Raw genomic sequence first — 15623 nt, 5'->3', positions numbered from 1 at the left:
CGTCCACCCGGGCCTCCGTATCCCCGGGGTTCTGCACCAGAACGTAGGTCTCCATGCCCCCGGCGGTTGACCCCTCGGCCAGGTACCAGGAGGCGGCGGGCGCCGTCGCCCCCACGGAGTCGTGGGCGCACCTGCGCGCGGCCGGCACCTCCTCCCGGTGCCGGCCGGGGTCATAGCGGTCCATGTTCACGGCCGAGGTGAAGTCGAAGAGGGTCTGGCCCTGCCCCGGGATGCCGGTGGGGAGCAGCGGTTCAGTGGCGAAGTCGCAGGTGACGATGTTCAACTGCTCCAGCGCGAAATCATGCAGGTACGAGTCCGAGAGCGCCGCCTGGAAGAAATCGGGGTTGCTCTCCTCCGCCAGCTCCTCCAGGCAGACGGGGACCTCGTCGGGGCTCTTGCCCGCGGCCCCCTTCGTGGCCGCCCACAGTATCGGGCCTACGATGAACTGGTGCTTGTGCTTGCGCGCCAGCCACGCCAGCCCCCCCAGGACCATAGACTGGTTGCGCTGCGGCGCGTCCTTCTTGGACTGGTCGGTCATCTGCGACTGCATGACGAAGAAGGACCCGTTGTCCCTGATGGTTTGGACGTCGCCGCTGTGGTCCCTCGCGAAGTCCCTCCATTCATCGATGAGGTAGTCTGTGCTGTCCGTGTCCGGCCAGGGGTTCATGATCCACGACGCCTTGCTCGAGTTGGGGTCCATGCTGTAGTCGTCGAAATCAAAAGAGTCCCGCCCGCAGTGGAACCACAGTGACGTGTCCGCCGCCACGGTATCGTGGTTGCAGTAAAAGATGATGATACGTCTTTTCGGATCCTTCCACAGGTCGTCCAGCTTGAGGCTGCCCGCTGTCCGGGGGATGAGGCAGTCCGTGCCCAGCTTGCTCTTCAAGTGCTGGATGAACGCCGCGTGGTCGAAGTTGCTGTCGTCCTGGGACTGCTCCATAAAGACCTTGTTGATGTCGAGGATGATGAACTCCGTAGGGTTGCTCGCGTGGAAATTCTTGACGTCCTGGAGGACGTCGTCCAGGTGCTCCCCGGTCATGGAGTGGGAGAGCACGTAGTCCCCCCCGTTGGAGTCCTTGTACTTCACCACCCGCAGGTCCAGGTAGCGTATGCCCTCGTTGAGCTGTTCGCCGATCTTTGCCCCCTGGGCCCTGCTCCAGTTGGCCTGCACCGTGGCCAGCCCGCTCTTGGAGCCCAGGTCGTAGGCCAGCTCGCCGGCGACGATGCCCAGGATCACGACGATCAGGAAATCCACCGGTCCGAAGACCCCGGCCATCGCAAGGAGGACGGCCTCCATGTCCCCACCGATGACGAACCCCTCGATCAGTCCCGCGTACAGCTTCCAGTCGAAGCCGGTCTCGGCGTTTACGTGCGAGTCGGGGCCGATGGGCTCGGTTCCCGAGTCGTGCGTGCCCGGGATGCATATCTCGTTGAGCTTATACGGCCCGATGATCCCCCCGAGGTCGCCCATCCAGGAGTCCGGCCGCCCGTATCCCTGGAAGTAGAGGAAGACCCCGTCGCAGTCGAACTCCGCCTTGCGGCCCGAGGGCCAGCCGCTGCCCTCGAAATTGGTGTGGTCGTAGGCGTAGATGGTGCTGGTGGAGTGGACTTTGACCGACTGGTTCAAGGGTATCTCGGGGAACCAGCCCGTCCTGGTGCCTGGTATGGCCAGCGTGCCGTCGTAATGCTTGATGTCTGAGCCGTCGTAATCGTTGAACTTGTAGCCCTTATGGTCGCCAGAGCCCCAGTCATAGGCGAACCAGCAGGCCGGGTTGGCGTGACTGGACGAAAAGCCCCTGAAATTGCCATTGAACTCGATGATACCCTCGCTGGGGGGAGGGATCGGGCAGCCCTGGTAGTCCGGGAGTTCGATGAGGAAATCGCGGTGCACGTATCCATGTATCCTGTAGGTATGCGCGCCGTGGGGCCAGCCCATATTGTCGCACGACACGTTGTGGCTCCAGGTCTGCCCCCCGAGGTCGGAGTCGTGGTCGGTATTGTGCCAGTCCCCGCCCTTTTCGGAGCTGGAGGTCCACATGGAGGCGTTCTCGTAGCTGACCCCGTCGATGCTCCAGTGCGAGGCGCCTATCTTGGTCTGGTCGAAGGCAGACAGGCCCCCCGAGCGCCGGATGAGGGCGGTGGACGCGTACCAGACCGGCCCCTGGGACGAGGGGTCCCCGGCGACCGTGCCCGTGAAGGTACCGTAAGCGGCGTTCCTCGCCCCGCAGTCGTCACCCGAGGCCACCCCCGACTCGTTGGTGTAGGTGCCGCTGCTGTCCAGGGTGGTGCCCACGACGTCGATCTTGAAGTCCACCTCGCTAACGCCATCAAGGTCCACCCCGGGCACCAGGAACTTCACCAGCAGCAGGTCGGTTTCGGGGGTGACGGTGTGCATGGCCTTGCCGCCGTAGACCGTCCAGTACCAGCGGTCGAACCACATGGTAGCGACCCTCCCCCCCGTGAGGTCGGTGGTGTGCTGCATGATGGTGGCGGTGTTGAAGAGGGCCTGCGCGCCCCCGGAACCCTGATAATCGGCGACGCAGTCTTGCGTGTTCAGCACCTGTGTCCAGTCGGAGTAGCCCGACGCGGTCTTGTAGCGGGTGGAGAGGGCGAGCGACGCGCTCTCCGGCACCGCGCCGCGGTCGGTGATCCAGGTGAGGGTGAGGGCGCACTGCTCACTGCGGTCGGCGTCCCAGTCCGCGTCGCCATAGCGCGGGTTGAAGTAGTCGCAGGGGTGCAGGAGCTGGTTGGCGAGGAAGGCCGCCCGGCCCTCGAAGTCCTGGATCACGCCCCACGCCTGTATGCCGCCGGTGTGCAGGGGGTCGAAGAGGTCGATCTGGTTGCAGGCCAGCGCGTCGGTCACGGCGAGGAACTCCTCCACCTGGGGCGGCAGGATGTCCTGCAGGTAGGAGCCTATCCACGACGCGGCAATATCTCGCCCCCCGCTCTCGTCGTGCATGATCCAGTCGTAGTAGATGCGCGTTACGTCCACGTACATGGCCGCCGCGATGAGCTGCTGGGTGACCTCGCGCAGGAAAAGGGTCTCGATGAAGTCGTAGCAATTCTGCACCAGCTGGTCGTGGTTGGCCTGGCCCAGGTTGATGGTGTGGCGGCTGCGCGGCGGGACGGAGACGCGGTGCACGTAGGTGTGCCCGTCGGCGCTTTCGCAGGTCACCTCGACCTCGGCCGCGTTCTCTTCGTCGGGGTTGTTGAGGGTGAGGTAGGTGGTGGATCCGATCTCAACCCTGCGGGAGCCCTCGGGGAAGTTCCCCTGGGTGGCAGGGGATTCGAGCCCGTGGTCCACGGTGGCCCCCATGAACCTCATGGGGCCGTTCCCTGCGGCGTAGACCGCCCGCTCGACCATGACGTCGCTGTCCGCCTCCACGACCACGGAGAACTCGCCGCTGACGTACTCGGCCGCGTTGACGGTATAGCGGCTGGTGGCCGGCACCATCACCCTGCAGGTCTTCTCCTCGCCGCTGGCGGTGAGGAAGGCGAGGGTCACCTCGGCGGGGGAGCCGCCGTGGTTCCCCAGGGTGAAGAAGGTGGAGAAGTCGCCGGACGCGGCGTAGCCTTCCGCGAAGTGGCGGGTGCGCGACAGGCCGGACAGTCCCTGGCTGCAGGTGGCGCCGATGAGCGCGTTCTCGCCGCCGGTGGCGTAGACCAGCCGCTCAACCGCGATGTCGCGGTCCGAGGTGACGCGGGTGCAGAACTCCCCCTGTACGCTCTCGGCTGCGTTCAGGGTGCGGCGGCACCCGGGCGGCACCGCCACGCGGCAGGTGCGGGTCTCGCCCCCGTTCAGCATGAAGGTGAACTCCGCTTCGGCCTGGTCCTCCCCGGGGTTGAAGAGGGTGAAATAGGTGTCGAAACCCGTCGTTACACAGCCCTCGGAGAAATATCGCGAGGTGGAAAGCTCCGCCCCGTGTTCGCAGGTCGAGCCGTAGAGGCGGCCCTGCAGGTAGACCGAGCGCTCGGCGCTCACCGGCAGGTCCGATTCCACCCGGGTGGAGAACTCGCCGCTGATGAAGGAGCCCGCGCTCACCGTATGGCGGGAGTGCGGCGGCACCTCCACCGTGGTGGAGACGGGTTCGCCTTCCACCGGGTAGAAGGTGAGCACGACCGATGCCGGCTGGTCCTCCCGGTTCTGGAGGAGGAAGTAGGTCTCGGAGGTCTGGGAGGGGTCCCAGGACACGAAGCCCTCGGCGAAGTGGTGGGTGGCCGCGGCGGGCGACTGCCGCATGGCCGTGGCCCCGCGCAGGTCTCCGGTGGTGTACATGACGCGCTCCGCCACGATGGGCAGGGAGGACTCGTACGAGGTGCTGAAGTCCGCTCCGGCGCCGCTCATCGACGACCACAGGGGGGCGAGGACGTCCAGGAAGGCCTGCTCCAGAAGTCCGGTATCGCTATCGGGCAGGATAAGCCCCTGGGAGTACCCGATCAGCTGGTCCAGACCCAGCTGGACTTCATCATCCTCGAAACTGCCCATGTCTACGGGGCTGGGCGGGATGAGCGCGGGTATGTCCGGCTCCAGGTTGTTCCAGGCCTGGGCCGGGGACAGCGGCACGCTCCAGGCGCCTAAGAAGTCCTTCAGGTAGTACTGCCTCGCCCTCTGGTCGAAGAAGCCCCCGCCCCGGGTTGAGAGCGTATAGGCGGTATCGCCCATCTGCCCGCTCGCCTGGAGCGTCTGGTAGGTCTGCTCCAGGTCGTTCTCGATGGAGGTAAGCAGGTCGTTGAGGGTGTTCAGGTTCGGCCCGATGACACCCGCCGCCAGGGCCTGCAGGGTCGGGTCGGCCGAGAGGTAGTACTGGAAGAAGGTACCCAGGTTGCCCTGGGGGTTTCCGGGGTCGACGACCTCCGAGGCCCCCTTCTCGAGGGACTTGAGGGCGGAGGTGAGTGACGCGGTGCTGGGAGAAACGGCGGCGGCTTCCGCCGCGACCGCCTGTCCGCCAGGGGGCCCGAACCCAAAGTGCGGCAGGACCATTGAGACCAGCGCCACGATGAGGACGCAGCAGATGGTTTTTCGCGCGTTCACGTTACCCTCCTTCGACCGACCGGGCCTTTGAAATACTCGTAATCTCCATATACGAGTAGTGCGAAACAGGCTGGTTATAATATATTTTTCGTCACCGCCCCTTTTATTCCTTAGGGGTCGTATCTTCACCCTTCACTTTTCCGACACACAATCGCTTAATCGAAGAGTGAAGATACGACCCCAAACTCGATAGGGGTCATTGCGAGCGGAGTGAGCGCAGCGAACGCAGCGTGGCAACCCCAACGCGCCCGGAACGCCATAGACGCGTGTGTGGATGATGTAACCCCCATGATCAGCTCTCAGAAAGTAAAAGAGACGGTTTCCCGTCTCTCCCGTAGCTCTTCTCAGAGCACCCCCTTGGCGAAGTAATCCTATTCTATCACATGTCAAGAGCATTGTCATACATAAGTTATAAGATGTACATGTTTCAGGGAGACCCGAAGCTGGGTGTGGGGAGCCCCCGTAGCTCAGCGGACAGAGCGCCCCCTTGGCGAAGGGGTGGTCGCGGGTTCGAATCCCGCCGGGGGCACCCAATCCAACCCCTGGAAGCCGGAAGGACCGGTGAAAGGTCCAGCCAACCGGGGAGGTCACAAGGCAGACAGGGGCCGGTGGATATCCCCACTCCCACCCTCTCTGGAGAACAGGAGGGGGCCGTATCTTCACTCTTCAATTAATCGATTGTGTGTCGGAAAAGTGAAGAGTGAAGATACGGCCCCAAGCTCGATAGGGGTCATTGCGAGCGGAGTGAGCGCAGCGAACGCAGCGTGGCAACCTTAACGCGCCCGGAACGCCATAGGCGCATGTGTGGATGATGTAACCCCGAGTGTGACGCTACGGCACGAAGCCGAGCACATCGTGGCCGCCGGTCCAGCCGCCCGGGCCGAAGCTGAAGTACATGGGCCTCTCGCAGATCACCGGCTCATCGGAGGTGATCATGGCGGAAATGGAGAGACCCGGCCCCGCGTCATGGTTGACGTACACGGTGGAGCGGGAGTTGGCCGCGATAACCGGCTGCTCCCTGACGATGGGCGCTCCCCCGCCTTCGGGGAAGTAGGTGATGGTCACCTCTGCCGTCTCGTCTCCCGGGTTCTGGATGCAGATCCACTCCTCGAAGCCTGCCCCGGTGTAGCCCTCGGCGAAGAACCAGGTAGCGGCCGCGCCAGTGGCCCCGATGACGCAATGCCCCCCGGTCCAGTGCCAGTCCCCGGTGCCGGTGTAGTCGAAGTACAGGGGGCGTTCGGCGAGGAAGGGCTCGCTGCAGGTGAGGCGCACCGAGACGTCGCGCCCCTCTCCCACCTCTTGCGGCACATAGACGGTGGCGCGCTCGGAGGCGGGAACCCGGTAATCGGCCTCCATCGTCCCCCCCGTGTCCGGCATATAAACGGCATGGACGCTGATATCGGTCTGTCCCGGGTTCTGCAAGGTCAGGTACTGCTCGAAGCCGCTGCGCGTGGTGCCCTCGGCGAAAAAATACTCCGAGGCCAGCTCCGTCGCGCCCATGACACAGTGCCCACCGGTCCAGTGCCGGGGCACTGCCGCATCCGGCCCCAGGTAGTCGAAGTACATGGGCCGCTCGGCCACCACCGGCTGGGACGACTCCAGCGCGAGGGAGGTCTGGAAGCCCTTGCCTTCCAGCAGTTGGTTTACCTTGAAGGTCCGGCGTGAGCGGGCGGGGACGCTCTCGCCCGTGACCACGATCTCCCCCTCCTCCTGGGTCTGGAAGCGGAAGGCGAGGTCGGCGGGGTCGTCCCCAGGGTTGAGCACGCAGATGTATTCGTCGAAGCCGGGTCCGGTGTACCCCTCGGCGAAGTACCAGGTAGGCGCAGGGGTGGCGGCCCCGACCACGTCGTGGCCCCCGGTCCAGTTCTCTCCCGCCCCGGTGTAGTCGAAATATACCAACCTCTCAGCCACGAAGGGGAAGGCGGACTCGCATATGATCGAGACCTCCTCGCCCGCACCCACCTTGGCGTTTACGTCCACGGTAAGGCGGGAGTGGGCGGGAACGTTATAGGTCATCACCAGGGGGGTGCCGCCGTCGTTGAAGAGATAGGTCACCGTCACGGCCACGGGCGCGTCATCGGGCTGGCCCAGACACAGGTATTCCTGGAAGCCCTCACCCGTGCATCCCTCGGCGAAGTAGAAGGCGTAGGGGAGGGGAGGGGTGGTGAAAGTGAGCGTGTCTCCCTCGCTCCAGCCGGCCGAGTTGTGGGCCCTGGCCTGGAACTCATAGGTGGTGCCGGGGAAGATGCCGAAAAGTTCAAGGCTGAAGGAGCCCTCCCCGTAAGGACCCGTGTCCTCAAGGAATTCATCCCACACGCTCGTCCCCTGCAAGCGCCAGCGGAAACCCCTCTGGTCGCAGTCCTCGCTGCCGCGGTCCGTGATCTCTCCGTGCAGGGTGGCGGAACTGACGGTCACGCCTGTGGCCGGCCAAGTCGCGACCGTTGGCGCCACGGTACCCGTGGTGAAGGTAAGTGGCAGAGTTCCAGTCCAGGCCGCGCTGTTCTCGGCAAAGGCGAAAAACTCGTAGGTGGTGGACGGAGAGAGTCCGGTGATGATATGGCTGAAGGCGCCGATGCCGAAGGAGCCGGGGCCCTCTTCGTATACCTGCCAGGTGCTGGTACCGGATGCGCGCCAGGCGAAGCCCCTATTATCCACTACAGTCTCGTATCCTCCCGTGTACGTTATGTAGCCGTTCAGTGTGGCCACATAGGGAGTCACATCCGTGGCAGGGTCGGTGCGGGGCACTGGCGCGAAGGGGGTCGTGCTGAAGATGAGGGCCGCGCTCTCGCCCCAGCCGGCCGAATTGTGGGCCCGGGCATAGAACTCGTAGGTCCTGCCCGGGTCGAGGCCCGAGAGATCGTGGCTGTAGCTGCCGGTCCCGTAGGGGCCGGCGTTCTCGTTCCATTCCTGCCAGACACTCTCCCCCTGTGCCCGCCAGCGGAAACCCCTCTGGTCCGCGTTCTCTCCGCCCGTATCCGTTATCTGCCCGTTCAGGGTGGCAGTAGTATGCAGATACAGGGCCGGCGAGGCGCTCACCGTCGGCGGGACCGTCACCTGGGCGTGAGCGGATGCAGGCAGCAGCAGCACACCGGACGCTACGAGGATCAAGCTCAGGAGCAGGGCGGGTAACCTGGTTTCCGGCAGGTGATGGTATCGGTACGTACGCTTCGGCGCACGAGGGAGTATGCCGTGCATCTTATCTCACCGTCCTTTGATAGCGATGTACATTGCGGTCATCAGGGACCACGATCCCTCTCCGATTATCTATCGGTACCGCCGGAATAAAAGGTGAGACCGATAGAGAACAGGAGTGGGGTCGTATCTTCACTCTTCACTTTTCCGACAGACAATCGATTAAGTGAAGAGTGAAGATACGACCCCACGCTCCCACGCTCCGGTGTTTATCCCTTTGCGGGACTCGGCCCGGGGTAGCCCCCTCGATAGGGGTCATTGCGAGCGGAGTGAGCGCAGCGAACGCAGCGTGGCAACCCCAACGCGCCCGGAACGCCATAGGCGCATGTGTGGATGATGTAACCCCCATGATCAGCTCTCAGCAAGCAAAAGAGACGGTTTCCCGTCTCTCCCGTAGCTCTGCGAACAGAGCGACCGTATGGCTTGTCTATTATCTTACCACATTCAGCATCAATATGTCATACATATATTATAAGATGTACATGTTTCGGAAAACCCGAAATTGGGAGTGGGTTCGCCTCCGTAGCTCAACGGATAGAGCGACCGTATGGCTTACGGGTAGATGCGGGTTCGAATCCCGCCGTGGGCACCCAATCCAACCCCTGGAAGCCGGAAAGGCCGGTGAAAGGTCCAGCCAGCCTGGAGGCCCCAAGGCGGAACAGAGGCCGGTGGATATCCCCACTCCCACCCCATTTATCGATGCCATTTGTAAGACCTGCCCTGAAAATAGCGACCAACATTTTCATCCTCGGTAGTGTCGCGACCGCGCGACATGGGTGACTGATCCCGAATGTGGCTTACTTGAGGTAAGGAGAAGGGCGGCAGTATGATGGGAATACACGGCATCGGAGAGGAGGGGGGCCGTATCTTCAGTCTTCATTTTTCCGACACACAATCGATTAATTGAAGAGTGAAGATACGGCCCCAAGTGTGCCAAGGGGAGGGGTGGAATATGGCTTTGACCTACGAGGAGTGGCCCGGCGTGGAATGGGTGGAGGGCGCCGGCGACTACATCACCATCGATCCCGCCAAGTGCGACGGCTGCGGCAACTGCACCCGGGTGTGCCTGGCCAAGTGCTTCAAGATCACCAAGAAGAAAGCTAAAGTAGTCAACCTCGACTGCTGCATGGAGTGCGGGGCCTGCTGGTACGTTTGCACCCCCGACGCCATCAGCTTCTCCTGGCCCCCCGGGGGCACCGGTTTCAGGACCCTGTGGGGGTGAGGGCCATGGCAAGCAAAGCGCAAAACAATCTCCGCTCACACCTTGCAGCCACCCCGATCAACCGCAGGAGGGGGTGTAAGTAATGGCGCCCAAACCGGACTACGACGTCATCGTTGTCGGGGCGGGCTTCGGGGGCCCCGTGGCCGCCCACGGCTGCGCCTCGGCCGGGCTCGACACCCTCATGCTGGAGAAGTCCGTCACCCCGGGGGACAAGGTGGTCTCCGGCCTCGCCATCCCCTTCTATGCCTTCCTCTTCGGCCCCGCCTTCATCCGGGACGGAAACCCTCCCCTCGAGCGGCCCATCCGCAAGGTGGTCAACCACTTCATCAAAGGCGGGGAGACCTACGCCACCGACAAGTCCCTGTGGCTTCCCCCGCCCTTCTGCCTCACCTACACCGCCTACTGCACGCCCATGTGCACCTGGCTGGCGGACCGCGCCACAGAGGCCGGGGCCGAGCTGCGCACCCGCACCGCGGCGGTTGACGTCATCATGGAGGGCGGCAAGGTCAAGGGGGTCGTCACCGACCAGGGAGAGGAGCTGCGGGCCAGGGTGGTCATCGACGCCGCCGGCACCCAGGACGGCCTGGCCTTAAAAGCCGGCCTGCGAAAAAAGCTCCCCCCCGAGGCCATCGAGCTCTACATGCTGTGGGACTACGCCATGGACAAAAAGGACGTGGACTCGACCTTCGGAAACAGCGTGGAGTTCTTCTGCGCCATGCCGGAGGAGAAGATAACCGCCCCCTTAGGGTACGGCTCCACCTTCTACATCTTCGTCTACCGCGAGAGCATCCACCCCGGGCTGGGGCAGTTCCTGGTCACCGAGGGGAAGATCCCCCAGGTGGCGAACCTGCTCGAGGAGTACTTCCAAAACTTCACCTCCACGGTCAGGCGCTGGCGGGATGACATCGCCCCCAAGCTCGAGCTGCGGGCGAAGATGTTCGACGTCTGCCCCATCTACGCCGGCCTCGACCGCAAGGTGCGCGAGATGCCCGTCTACGGGGACGGCATGCTCATCATAGGGGACGCCGCCGCCATGGAGAGCGCCGCCTTCGGGGACGGGGTGCCCAACGCCTGGTTCTCCGCGGCCATCGCCGCCGAGGTGGCCACGCAAGCCGTCAGATCCAAGGACACCTCGGCCGCGGCCCTGCGCGAATACGACCGGCGCGTAAAGGCCCACGGCATCATCTCGCGGAGCCTCTCGGACACCCGCCGCTGGGACATGCGCTGGGCCCTGCCGGGAAACGACGAGCGCGAGATGCGCCGCCGCGCCCACGAGCTCTTCGGCCGGGGGGTATGGCGCTACCGCCACATCACCGGCCAGGTCCTGAACGAGATGAAGACGGTGCTCGCCCGGGACCCCATGGTCATGGCCAAGTGGCTGAGCATGTTCAACCGCTTCAACCGCAACTGCGAGACCGGGTATTCGGACCCGCTGACGGACTACGGACCGGCTATATAGAACAAAGGGACACCAGCGCGGGGTGGAGTCAAGGTCAGCGGCATAAGCTATAATTCATCATGTAGCCGTTATAGCGACAAATCGCATATGAAGGCGGATAAACATGCAGCCCAAGAGATATATTGTATGGTCGACTGATGAGGTAGACCTGGATGACCCCTTTCAGAAAACGTGGTTTATAAAGCAGGTCTTGACCCATGGCAGGGCGGAGGATATCGCGGCTTTGGACTGGGATGAGGTCAAGGCTCTCATGCCGGAACTGGAGCTTCCCAGAGAGATAGCCGCACTGTGGGAAGACTACTTCAATGCTATCAAGTAAAGGTATCGTCACAGAGCTTCAACGAGAGGTCCTGCGCGTTTTTGCGACTGTCCCGGATGCAGGCAATTACTATCTAAGTGGCGGAACGGCCTTGGCGGATTTCTTCTTCGCTCACCGCAAGTCGTTCGACCTCGACCTCTTCACCGGCGAGGAAGGCCTTACGCTGCCTTTTTCACGCATCTTGGAGGACGTTTTGCAGCGGAGTCTTTCGGTAAACACGGTTCGTCGCCTTGAATCATTCGTAGAGTTTGAGGTAGGAACGGATGAGGACAGCACCAGGGTCCAACTGGCCTACGACTCTCCTTTTCGGTTTGGGGAACCGCTCGACTCCGACCTGGGGGTAAAGGTCAACGATTACAAAGACCTCATCGTCGACAAACTGCTCGCGTTCTTCGGAAGAGTGGAGTCAAGAGATGCCATCGACCTCTACTTCATCCTGCAGAGCGAAGATATTTGGGAACTCATAAGGGATGCCGAGGTGAAAGACCCCGGGTTTGACCTCTATTGGCTTGCGGTGGCTTTCGAAAGAGCCAGGGACCTTCCAGACGATATCTCGCGATGGCCCGTCGAGATGATCAGGGAAGTGGACCCAAAGCGGTTAAAAGAACAGTTCTTGAGCCTCGCCGAGGAGTTGATGGCAAAGATCCGGGCCAGCGGAGAAAGCGGATAGATTCTCGCATCTCAGCATTTCTCAACGCTCCCGTGAATAGCCGTCTTATACGGAGTGATGAGGCGAGGGTGGTGCGTCGCAGGCATATAGTCGAGATCACGGATCAGCGCTGGTGTCCCCGGCTCTTGCGTGATATCACCACTGATGTCTTGCGCTTTACCAGCGTGAAGACGAATATGTACGCTCCGATCCTGCCACGCCTCAAGGAGGCGCTGCAGGCCCTGGACTGCCATGACATCGTCGATCTCTGCTCGGGGGGAACGGGCCCCGTGCTCCTCATCCAGGAACAACTGAACAACAGGGAAGGCTATCCCGTTCGGGTGACCTTGAGCGATAAGTTCCCGCACCTGGAGGTTTTGGAACAAGCCGCAAAGGGAGCGAGCTGCGAGGTGACCTTCATCGCGGAGCCGGTGGACGCCACCAGAGTGCCGGAGGGTCTGCGGGGTTTTCGCACCTTGTTCGCTTCCTTCCATCACTTCAAGCCCGAGGATGCGCGCAGTATCCTGGAAGACGCCGCCCGCAAGGGGGAGGGGATCGGGGTCTTCGAGTTCACGGGGAGGAACCCCGGCATCTTACTGATCATGCTGCTCTCTCCGCTGTATCTCCTGCTGTTCATGCCGTTCATCAAACCCTTCAGCTGGCAGAGGATTTTCTGGACCTACATCATCCCTCTCGCGCCGCTGGTTGTTCTGTGGGAGGGAATGGCAACGAATATGCGCACCTACTCCCCGCAGGAGCTGCGGGAGCTCGTCGAGGATATCGCGGAGAACGGTTACACCTGGGATATAGGTATGGTGCGCGGCACATGGGACCTGGGAAGGGTCCACGGTATCGGGCTGCACAAGATAACCTATCTTCTCGGCTACCCGTCGGGACGGGTCCGTGGTGCGTGAAACCTCGCCCCAGCTGGGGAAGCAAGGAATGTTCAATTCGCCGGATTGCCAGTGTCGAGCCCCTCCTGTAGTCACAGGCTTAAGGAGGGGTCAGTGTCTTTGCCGTTGGGGGGGGCTTCTTGTGTGTTGCATTCCACCGGATGTATCTACCAAGTCCCGGGCTGCATGAATGCAAGAAACAAGACCTGACATTTCAGCGCGTTTCGCAAGCCAGAATCTATCTACCTGGGGATTTATGAGCGGAGGCAGGCAAAACGGGGGTTAACTGTAGAAGATGAGTCAAAGGGGGTGAGTGTCCGGTAAGCTAGTGATTAATACACATAGACCATTGGCTGAGCATGTTCAAACACTACAACCGCAACTGCGAGTCGGGTTATTCGGATGCGCTGTTGGGTGGTGGAGATGGAAGAGAGCATTGGCTGAAAGTTCTGGCGACCTTTCGACTGACCAATGAAGGCTCACGCATTCTTCTCAAGAAGGAGATAGAGAGTTGGTTGAAAGAATGCATTGCTAATATTTGGACCTACCTTTTTAAGAAATGCTGAATAGAAAGGGCCGTATGATGTTAACCAATGGAAAAGATGATATATACTACGGGTCTTTAAGTACTGCTGCAAATAGCTGATAACTGACATATTCTCATAATTTCCGATTGCTAGTTCGATTTCATGGTAACTCACCCCTCGGCCACATCTAATCAGGTTAGTATTGGCATCATCTACCATCGAGAAGAGTTGGTTCCTGATGCTATATCTTGGACTATTTTTTATATATTGAAGCGCGATTTCATCGGGCAACCAGTTAAAAAAGGGCAGTAATGTTGTATGACTATCTAGATACCAGAGTCTGTTTGGCGTATCAAAAATGCCTAATAAGGCATTGCTATTTATCAAATCCCAAGCATTCTTTATAGTTTCAAGTCTTTCTTCGTATGTCATATGTTCCAAGCAGGCCGATAATATTACTAGCCCGTATCCATTCCCTTTAGAAACAACATCCTTCCTTCTAGCAGCGTTCCCAACAATGAATTCTGCATCAAGTTCATAGATTCTGAATCTCTCAATCGCTACTTCAATGCTCGCTGCATCAATATCGAGGCAACAAACTCTTGCACCCTGCTCCGCTAGAGCAACAGATAGACTACCTGTGCCACAGCCGATTTCTAAGACATCTAAATCATCTAATCTAATTATGCTGGATAACCAGGGTATTATTGTTTTCCTATAATTAACAAGTCTCCCAAATATATGATCCTCGAGACCGCGTCTTCCCTCTTGAGAATTTAAGTAGCATTGTGTGCCATGTACGCCATTAAGTATATCCATAAAGTACTTCTCTTTTATGAACGCTCCGAACCTCTCTAAGGTACTATCATCAATACTACGAAAGTTCCTACTTATTGATATCGGTATGGGGGGAAGCAACAATCTCCTTATTGCATTGGCCCCTTTCTTTAACTCTAGCTCCATGCCTACCTCCAGGGGAGTGCTTTATTCTAAATCCTGGTTCTTCTCCATAAAGTATGGGTGAAACGAGGACCATCGTCTACCATCTGCGAATGTTTTATCACTAGTGCAACACCAACTAGTATAGCCTAGTATGATATGGTATAATACCCCTGAAGAAGGGGGGTATTATGCCAACTGCACTTGTCAGGAAGCTTACCAAGAAGGAGCACGAATTACTAGAGGAAAAGCTGAAGGACAAGAAGATGCCGGTCCGCAACTACGAGCGCTACAGGATCATAAAAGAGGCCTCCGAGGGAAGGAGGGCCGCGGAGATCGCCGACCGGGTGGGCTGCCACTTCACCGTCGTCTACGACTGGACGAAGCGCTTCAATACCTCCGGATTCTCCACCTTCGAGAGGCCGCCCAATCCGGAGGGAAGGGCTTCTTCCATCTCCAGCGAGCAGGTAAGGAAGCTCATCCGGGTGGCCCTATCCCGCCCTGAGGACCTGGGGCTGCCCTTCACCACCTGGTCGGTAAAGAAACTCAACGCTTACTGCCGTAAAGAGGGCATCCTGCCCGAGGTGACCGACGAATGGGTAAGAAGGCTTCTGCGCAGGGAGGGGATCACGCATCAGAGGACCGGCACCTGGAAGAGGAGCCCCGACTCGGACTTCGAGGTAAAAAAAACCGCATCCTAGAGTTGTACGAGCAAGAGCCGGAGGGAGGCGTGGTGGTCTGCTACGACGAGTTCGGTCCCATGGAGCTCAGGCCCATCCACGGCACGGGATGGTTCGCCAAGAAGAAACGCTCCAGGTTGCGGGCTACCTACCGCAGGCTAGCAGGCACCGAGCAGCTGCTCGCCTTCTACGACGTCCATACTGACTGCCTGCAGGGAATGGTGCGCAAGAGAAAGACGTCGGCCGACGTGCTGGCGGCCTTGCGCAGGCTGCGTTCCTGCTACCCGCAGGAGATCCGCATCCACCTCATCATGGACAACCTCTCCTCCCACAAACACAAGGACGTGGCCTCCTTCATCGTGGCCAACAACATGGAAGTGGCCTGGACCCCGACGTATACCTCCTGGCTGAACGCCATAGAGGCTCATTTCGCATCCTTGAAGAAGTTCGTCTTGAGCAACAGCGACGACATGAGCCATGATGAGCGTAGGAAGAGGATTGGCAGGTACCTTACTTGGCGGAACAGGGAGCACTCGGCAACCGGTTGCCCGCTAGCTGGTTTTAGGCGTATCAAATTGGAAGTGCACTAGTAAGACAAGCGCAGAAAGGAGAGACGATGGTCAAGAAAGAGTATATCGATCAGCTGGTGGGCATACAAGGATATCGGGTGGTAGCCCTGGACTTCGGAGAGGGAAGAGATAACGGGGAGAT

General features: G+C 60.4%; 10 protein-coding genes and 2 tRNA genes. 9 read left to right on the top strand and 3 right to left on the bottom strand.

From position 1 onward, the window contains the following. On the bottom strand, positions 1–5032 hold a 5032-nt coding region (locus AB1384_07795; GenBank protein ID MEW6554170.1), incomplete at its 3' end, for a hypothetical protein. 456 nt (positions 5033–5488) lie between these two features. Between AB1384_07795 and AB1384_07790 the strand changes: the two genes are divergently transcribed. Continuing rightward, positions 5489–5561 (top strand) — tRNA-Ala (locus AB1384_07790). Between the two features lie 302 nt (positions 5562–5863). On the opposite strand, the gene AB1384_07785 is transcribed toward AB1384_07790, so the two are convergent. Then, positions 5864–8140, bottom strand: coding sequence for a hypothetical protein (locus AB1384_07785; GenBank protein MEW6554169.1), 2277 nt, complete (start codon positions 8138–8140; stop codon positions 5864–5866). 600 nt (positions 8141–8740) lie between these two features. On the opposite strand from AB1384_07785, the gene AB1384_07780 reads away from it, so the two are divergent. The 6 genes from AB1384_07780 to AB1384_07755 all read left to right on the top strand — a co-directional run bounded on the left by AB1384_07780 (position 8741) and on the right by AB1384_07755 (position 12787). Further along, positions 8741–8813 (top strand) — tRNA-Ala (locus tag AB1384_07780). Positions 8814–9176: 363 nt separating this feature from the next. Continuing rightward, a complete protein-coding gene (locus AB1384_07775; protein MEW6554168.1) occupies positions 9177–9446 on the top strand; it encodes a 4Fe-4S binding protein in 270 nt (89 codons plus the stop codon). 82 nt (positions 9447–9528) lie between these two features. Next, positions 9529–10905 carry an NAD(P)/FAD-dependent oxidoreductase gene (locus AB1384_07770; protein MEW6554167.1) on the top strand — a complete coding sequence of 459 codons (1377 nt, stop codon included), beginning with the start codon at positions 9529–9531 and terminating at the stop codon, positions 10903–10905. A 103-nt stretch (positions 10906–11008) separates the two neighbouring features. Further along, positions 11009–11224, top strand: coding sequence for a hypothetical protein (locus AB1384_07765; GenBank protein ID MEW6554166.1), 216 nt, complete (start codon positions 11009–11011; stop codon positions 11222–11224). Next, complete coding sequence (locus tag AB1384_07760; GenBank protein ID MEW6554165.1) at positions 11211–11894, top strand: nucleotidyl transferase AbiEii/AbiGii toxin family protein; 684 nt, start codon at positions 11211–11213, stop codon at positions 11892–11894. Before AB1384_07765 ends, AB1384_07760 begins: the two co-directional genes overlap by 14 nt. 176 nt (positions 11895–12070) lie before the next feature. After that, the gene (locus AB1384_07755; GenBank protein ID MEW6554164.1) at positions 12071–12787 is read left to right on the top strand and encodes a class I SAM-dependent methyltransferase; all 717 of its coding nucleotides are present in this window, start codon (positions 12071–12073) and stop codon (positions 12785–12787) included. Between the two features lie 458 nt (positions 12788–13245). Here AB1384_07755 and AB1384_07750 read toward each other — a convergent pair whose 3' ends face one another. Further along, complete coding sequence (locus AB1384_07750) at positions 13246–14256, bottom strand: class I SAM-dependent methyltransferase (GenBank protein ID MEW6554163.1); 1011 nt, start codon at positions 14254–14256, stop codon at positions 13246–13248. 167 nt (positions 14257–14423) lie between these two features. Here AB1384_07750 and AB1384_07745 point away from each other — a divergent pair, with 167 nt between their 5' ends. Further along, entirely contained in the window at positions 14424–14933 is a 510-nt protein-coding gene (locus AB1384_07745; GenBank protein ID MEW6554162.1) for a helix-turn-helix domain-containing protein, read from the top strand. A gap of 32 nt (positions 14934–14965) precedes the next feature. Continuing rightward, positions 14966–15502 (top strand): transposase, encoded by a 537-nt coding sequence (locus AB1384_07740; GenBank protein MEW6554161.1) that lies wholly within the window; start codon positions 14966–14968, stop codon positions 15500–15502. Positions 15503–15623: the final 121 nt, after the last annotated feature.

The organism is Actinomycetota bacterium, assembly GCA_040757835.1.
Classification (GTDB): Bacteria; Actinomycetota; Geothermincolia; order Geothermincolales; family RBG-13-55-18; genus SURF-21.
The sequence above is the reverse complement of the archived record's forward strand: the minus strand, read 5'-3'. Positions and strand labels throughout refer to the sequence as shown.

Bases quoted from the DNA above. Each gene is read 5' to 3' on its own strand.
- AB1384_07775 (MEW6554168.1), top strand. From the start codon at position 9,177: ATGGCTTTGACCTACGAGGAGTGGCCCGGCGTGGAATGGGTGGAGGGC.
- AB1384_07770 (MEW6554167.1), top strand. From the start codon at position 9,529: ATGGCGCCCAAACCGGACTACGACGTCATCGTTGTCGGGGCGGGCTTC.
- AB1384_07765 (MEW6554166.1), top strand. From the start codon at position 11,009: ATGCAGCCCAAGAGATATATTGTATGGTCGACTGATGAGGTAGACCTG.
- AB1384_07760 (MEW6554165.1), top strand. From the start codon at position 11,211: ATGCTATCAAGTAAAGGTATCGTCACAGAGCTTCAACGAGAGGTCCTG.
- AB1384_07755 (MEW6554164.1), top strand. From the start codon at position 12,071: ATGTACGCTCCGATCCTGCCACGCCTCAAGGAGGCGCTGCAGGCCCTG.
- AB1384_07750 (MEW6554163.1), bottom strand. From the start codon at position 14,256: ATGGAGCTAGAGTTAAAGAAAGGGGCCAATGCAATAAGGAGATTGTTG.
- AB1384_07745 (MEW6554162.1), top strand. From the start codon at position 14,424: ATGCCAACTGCACTTGTCAGGAAGCTTACCAAGAAGGAGCACGAATTA.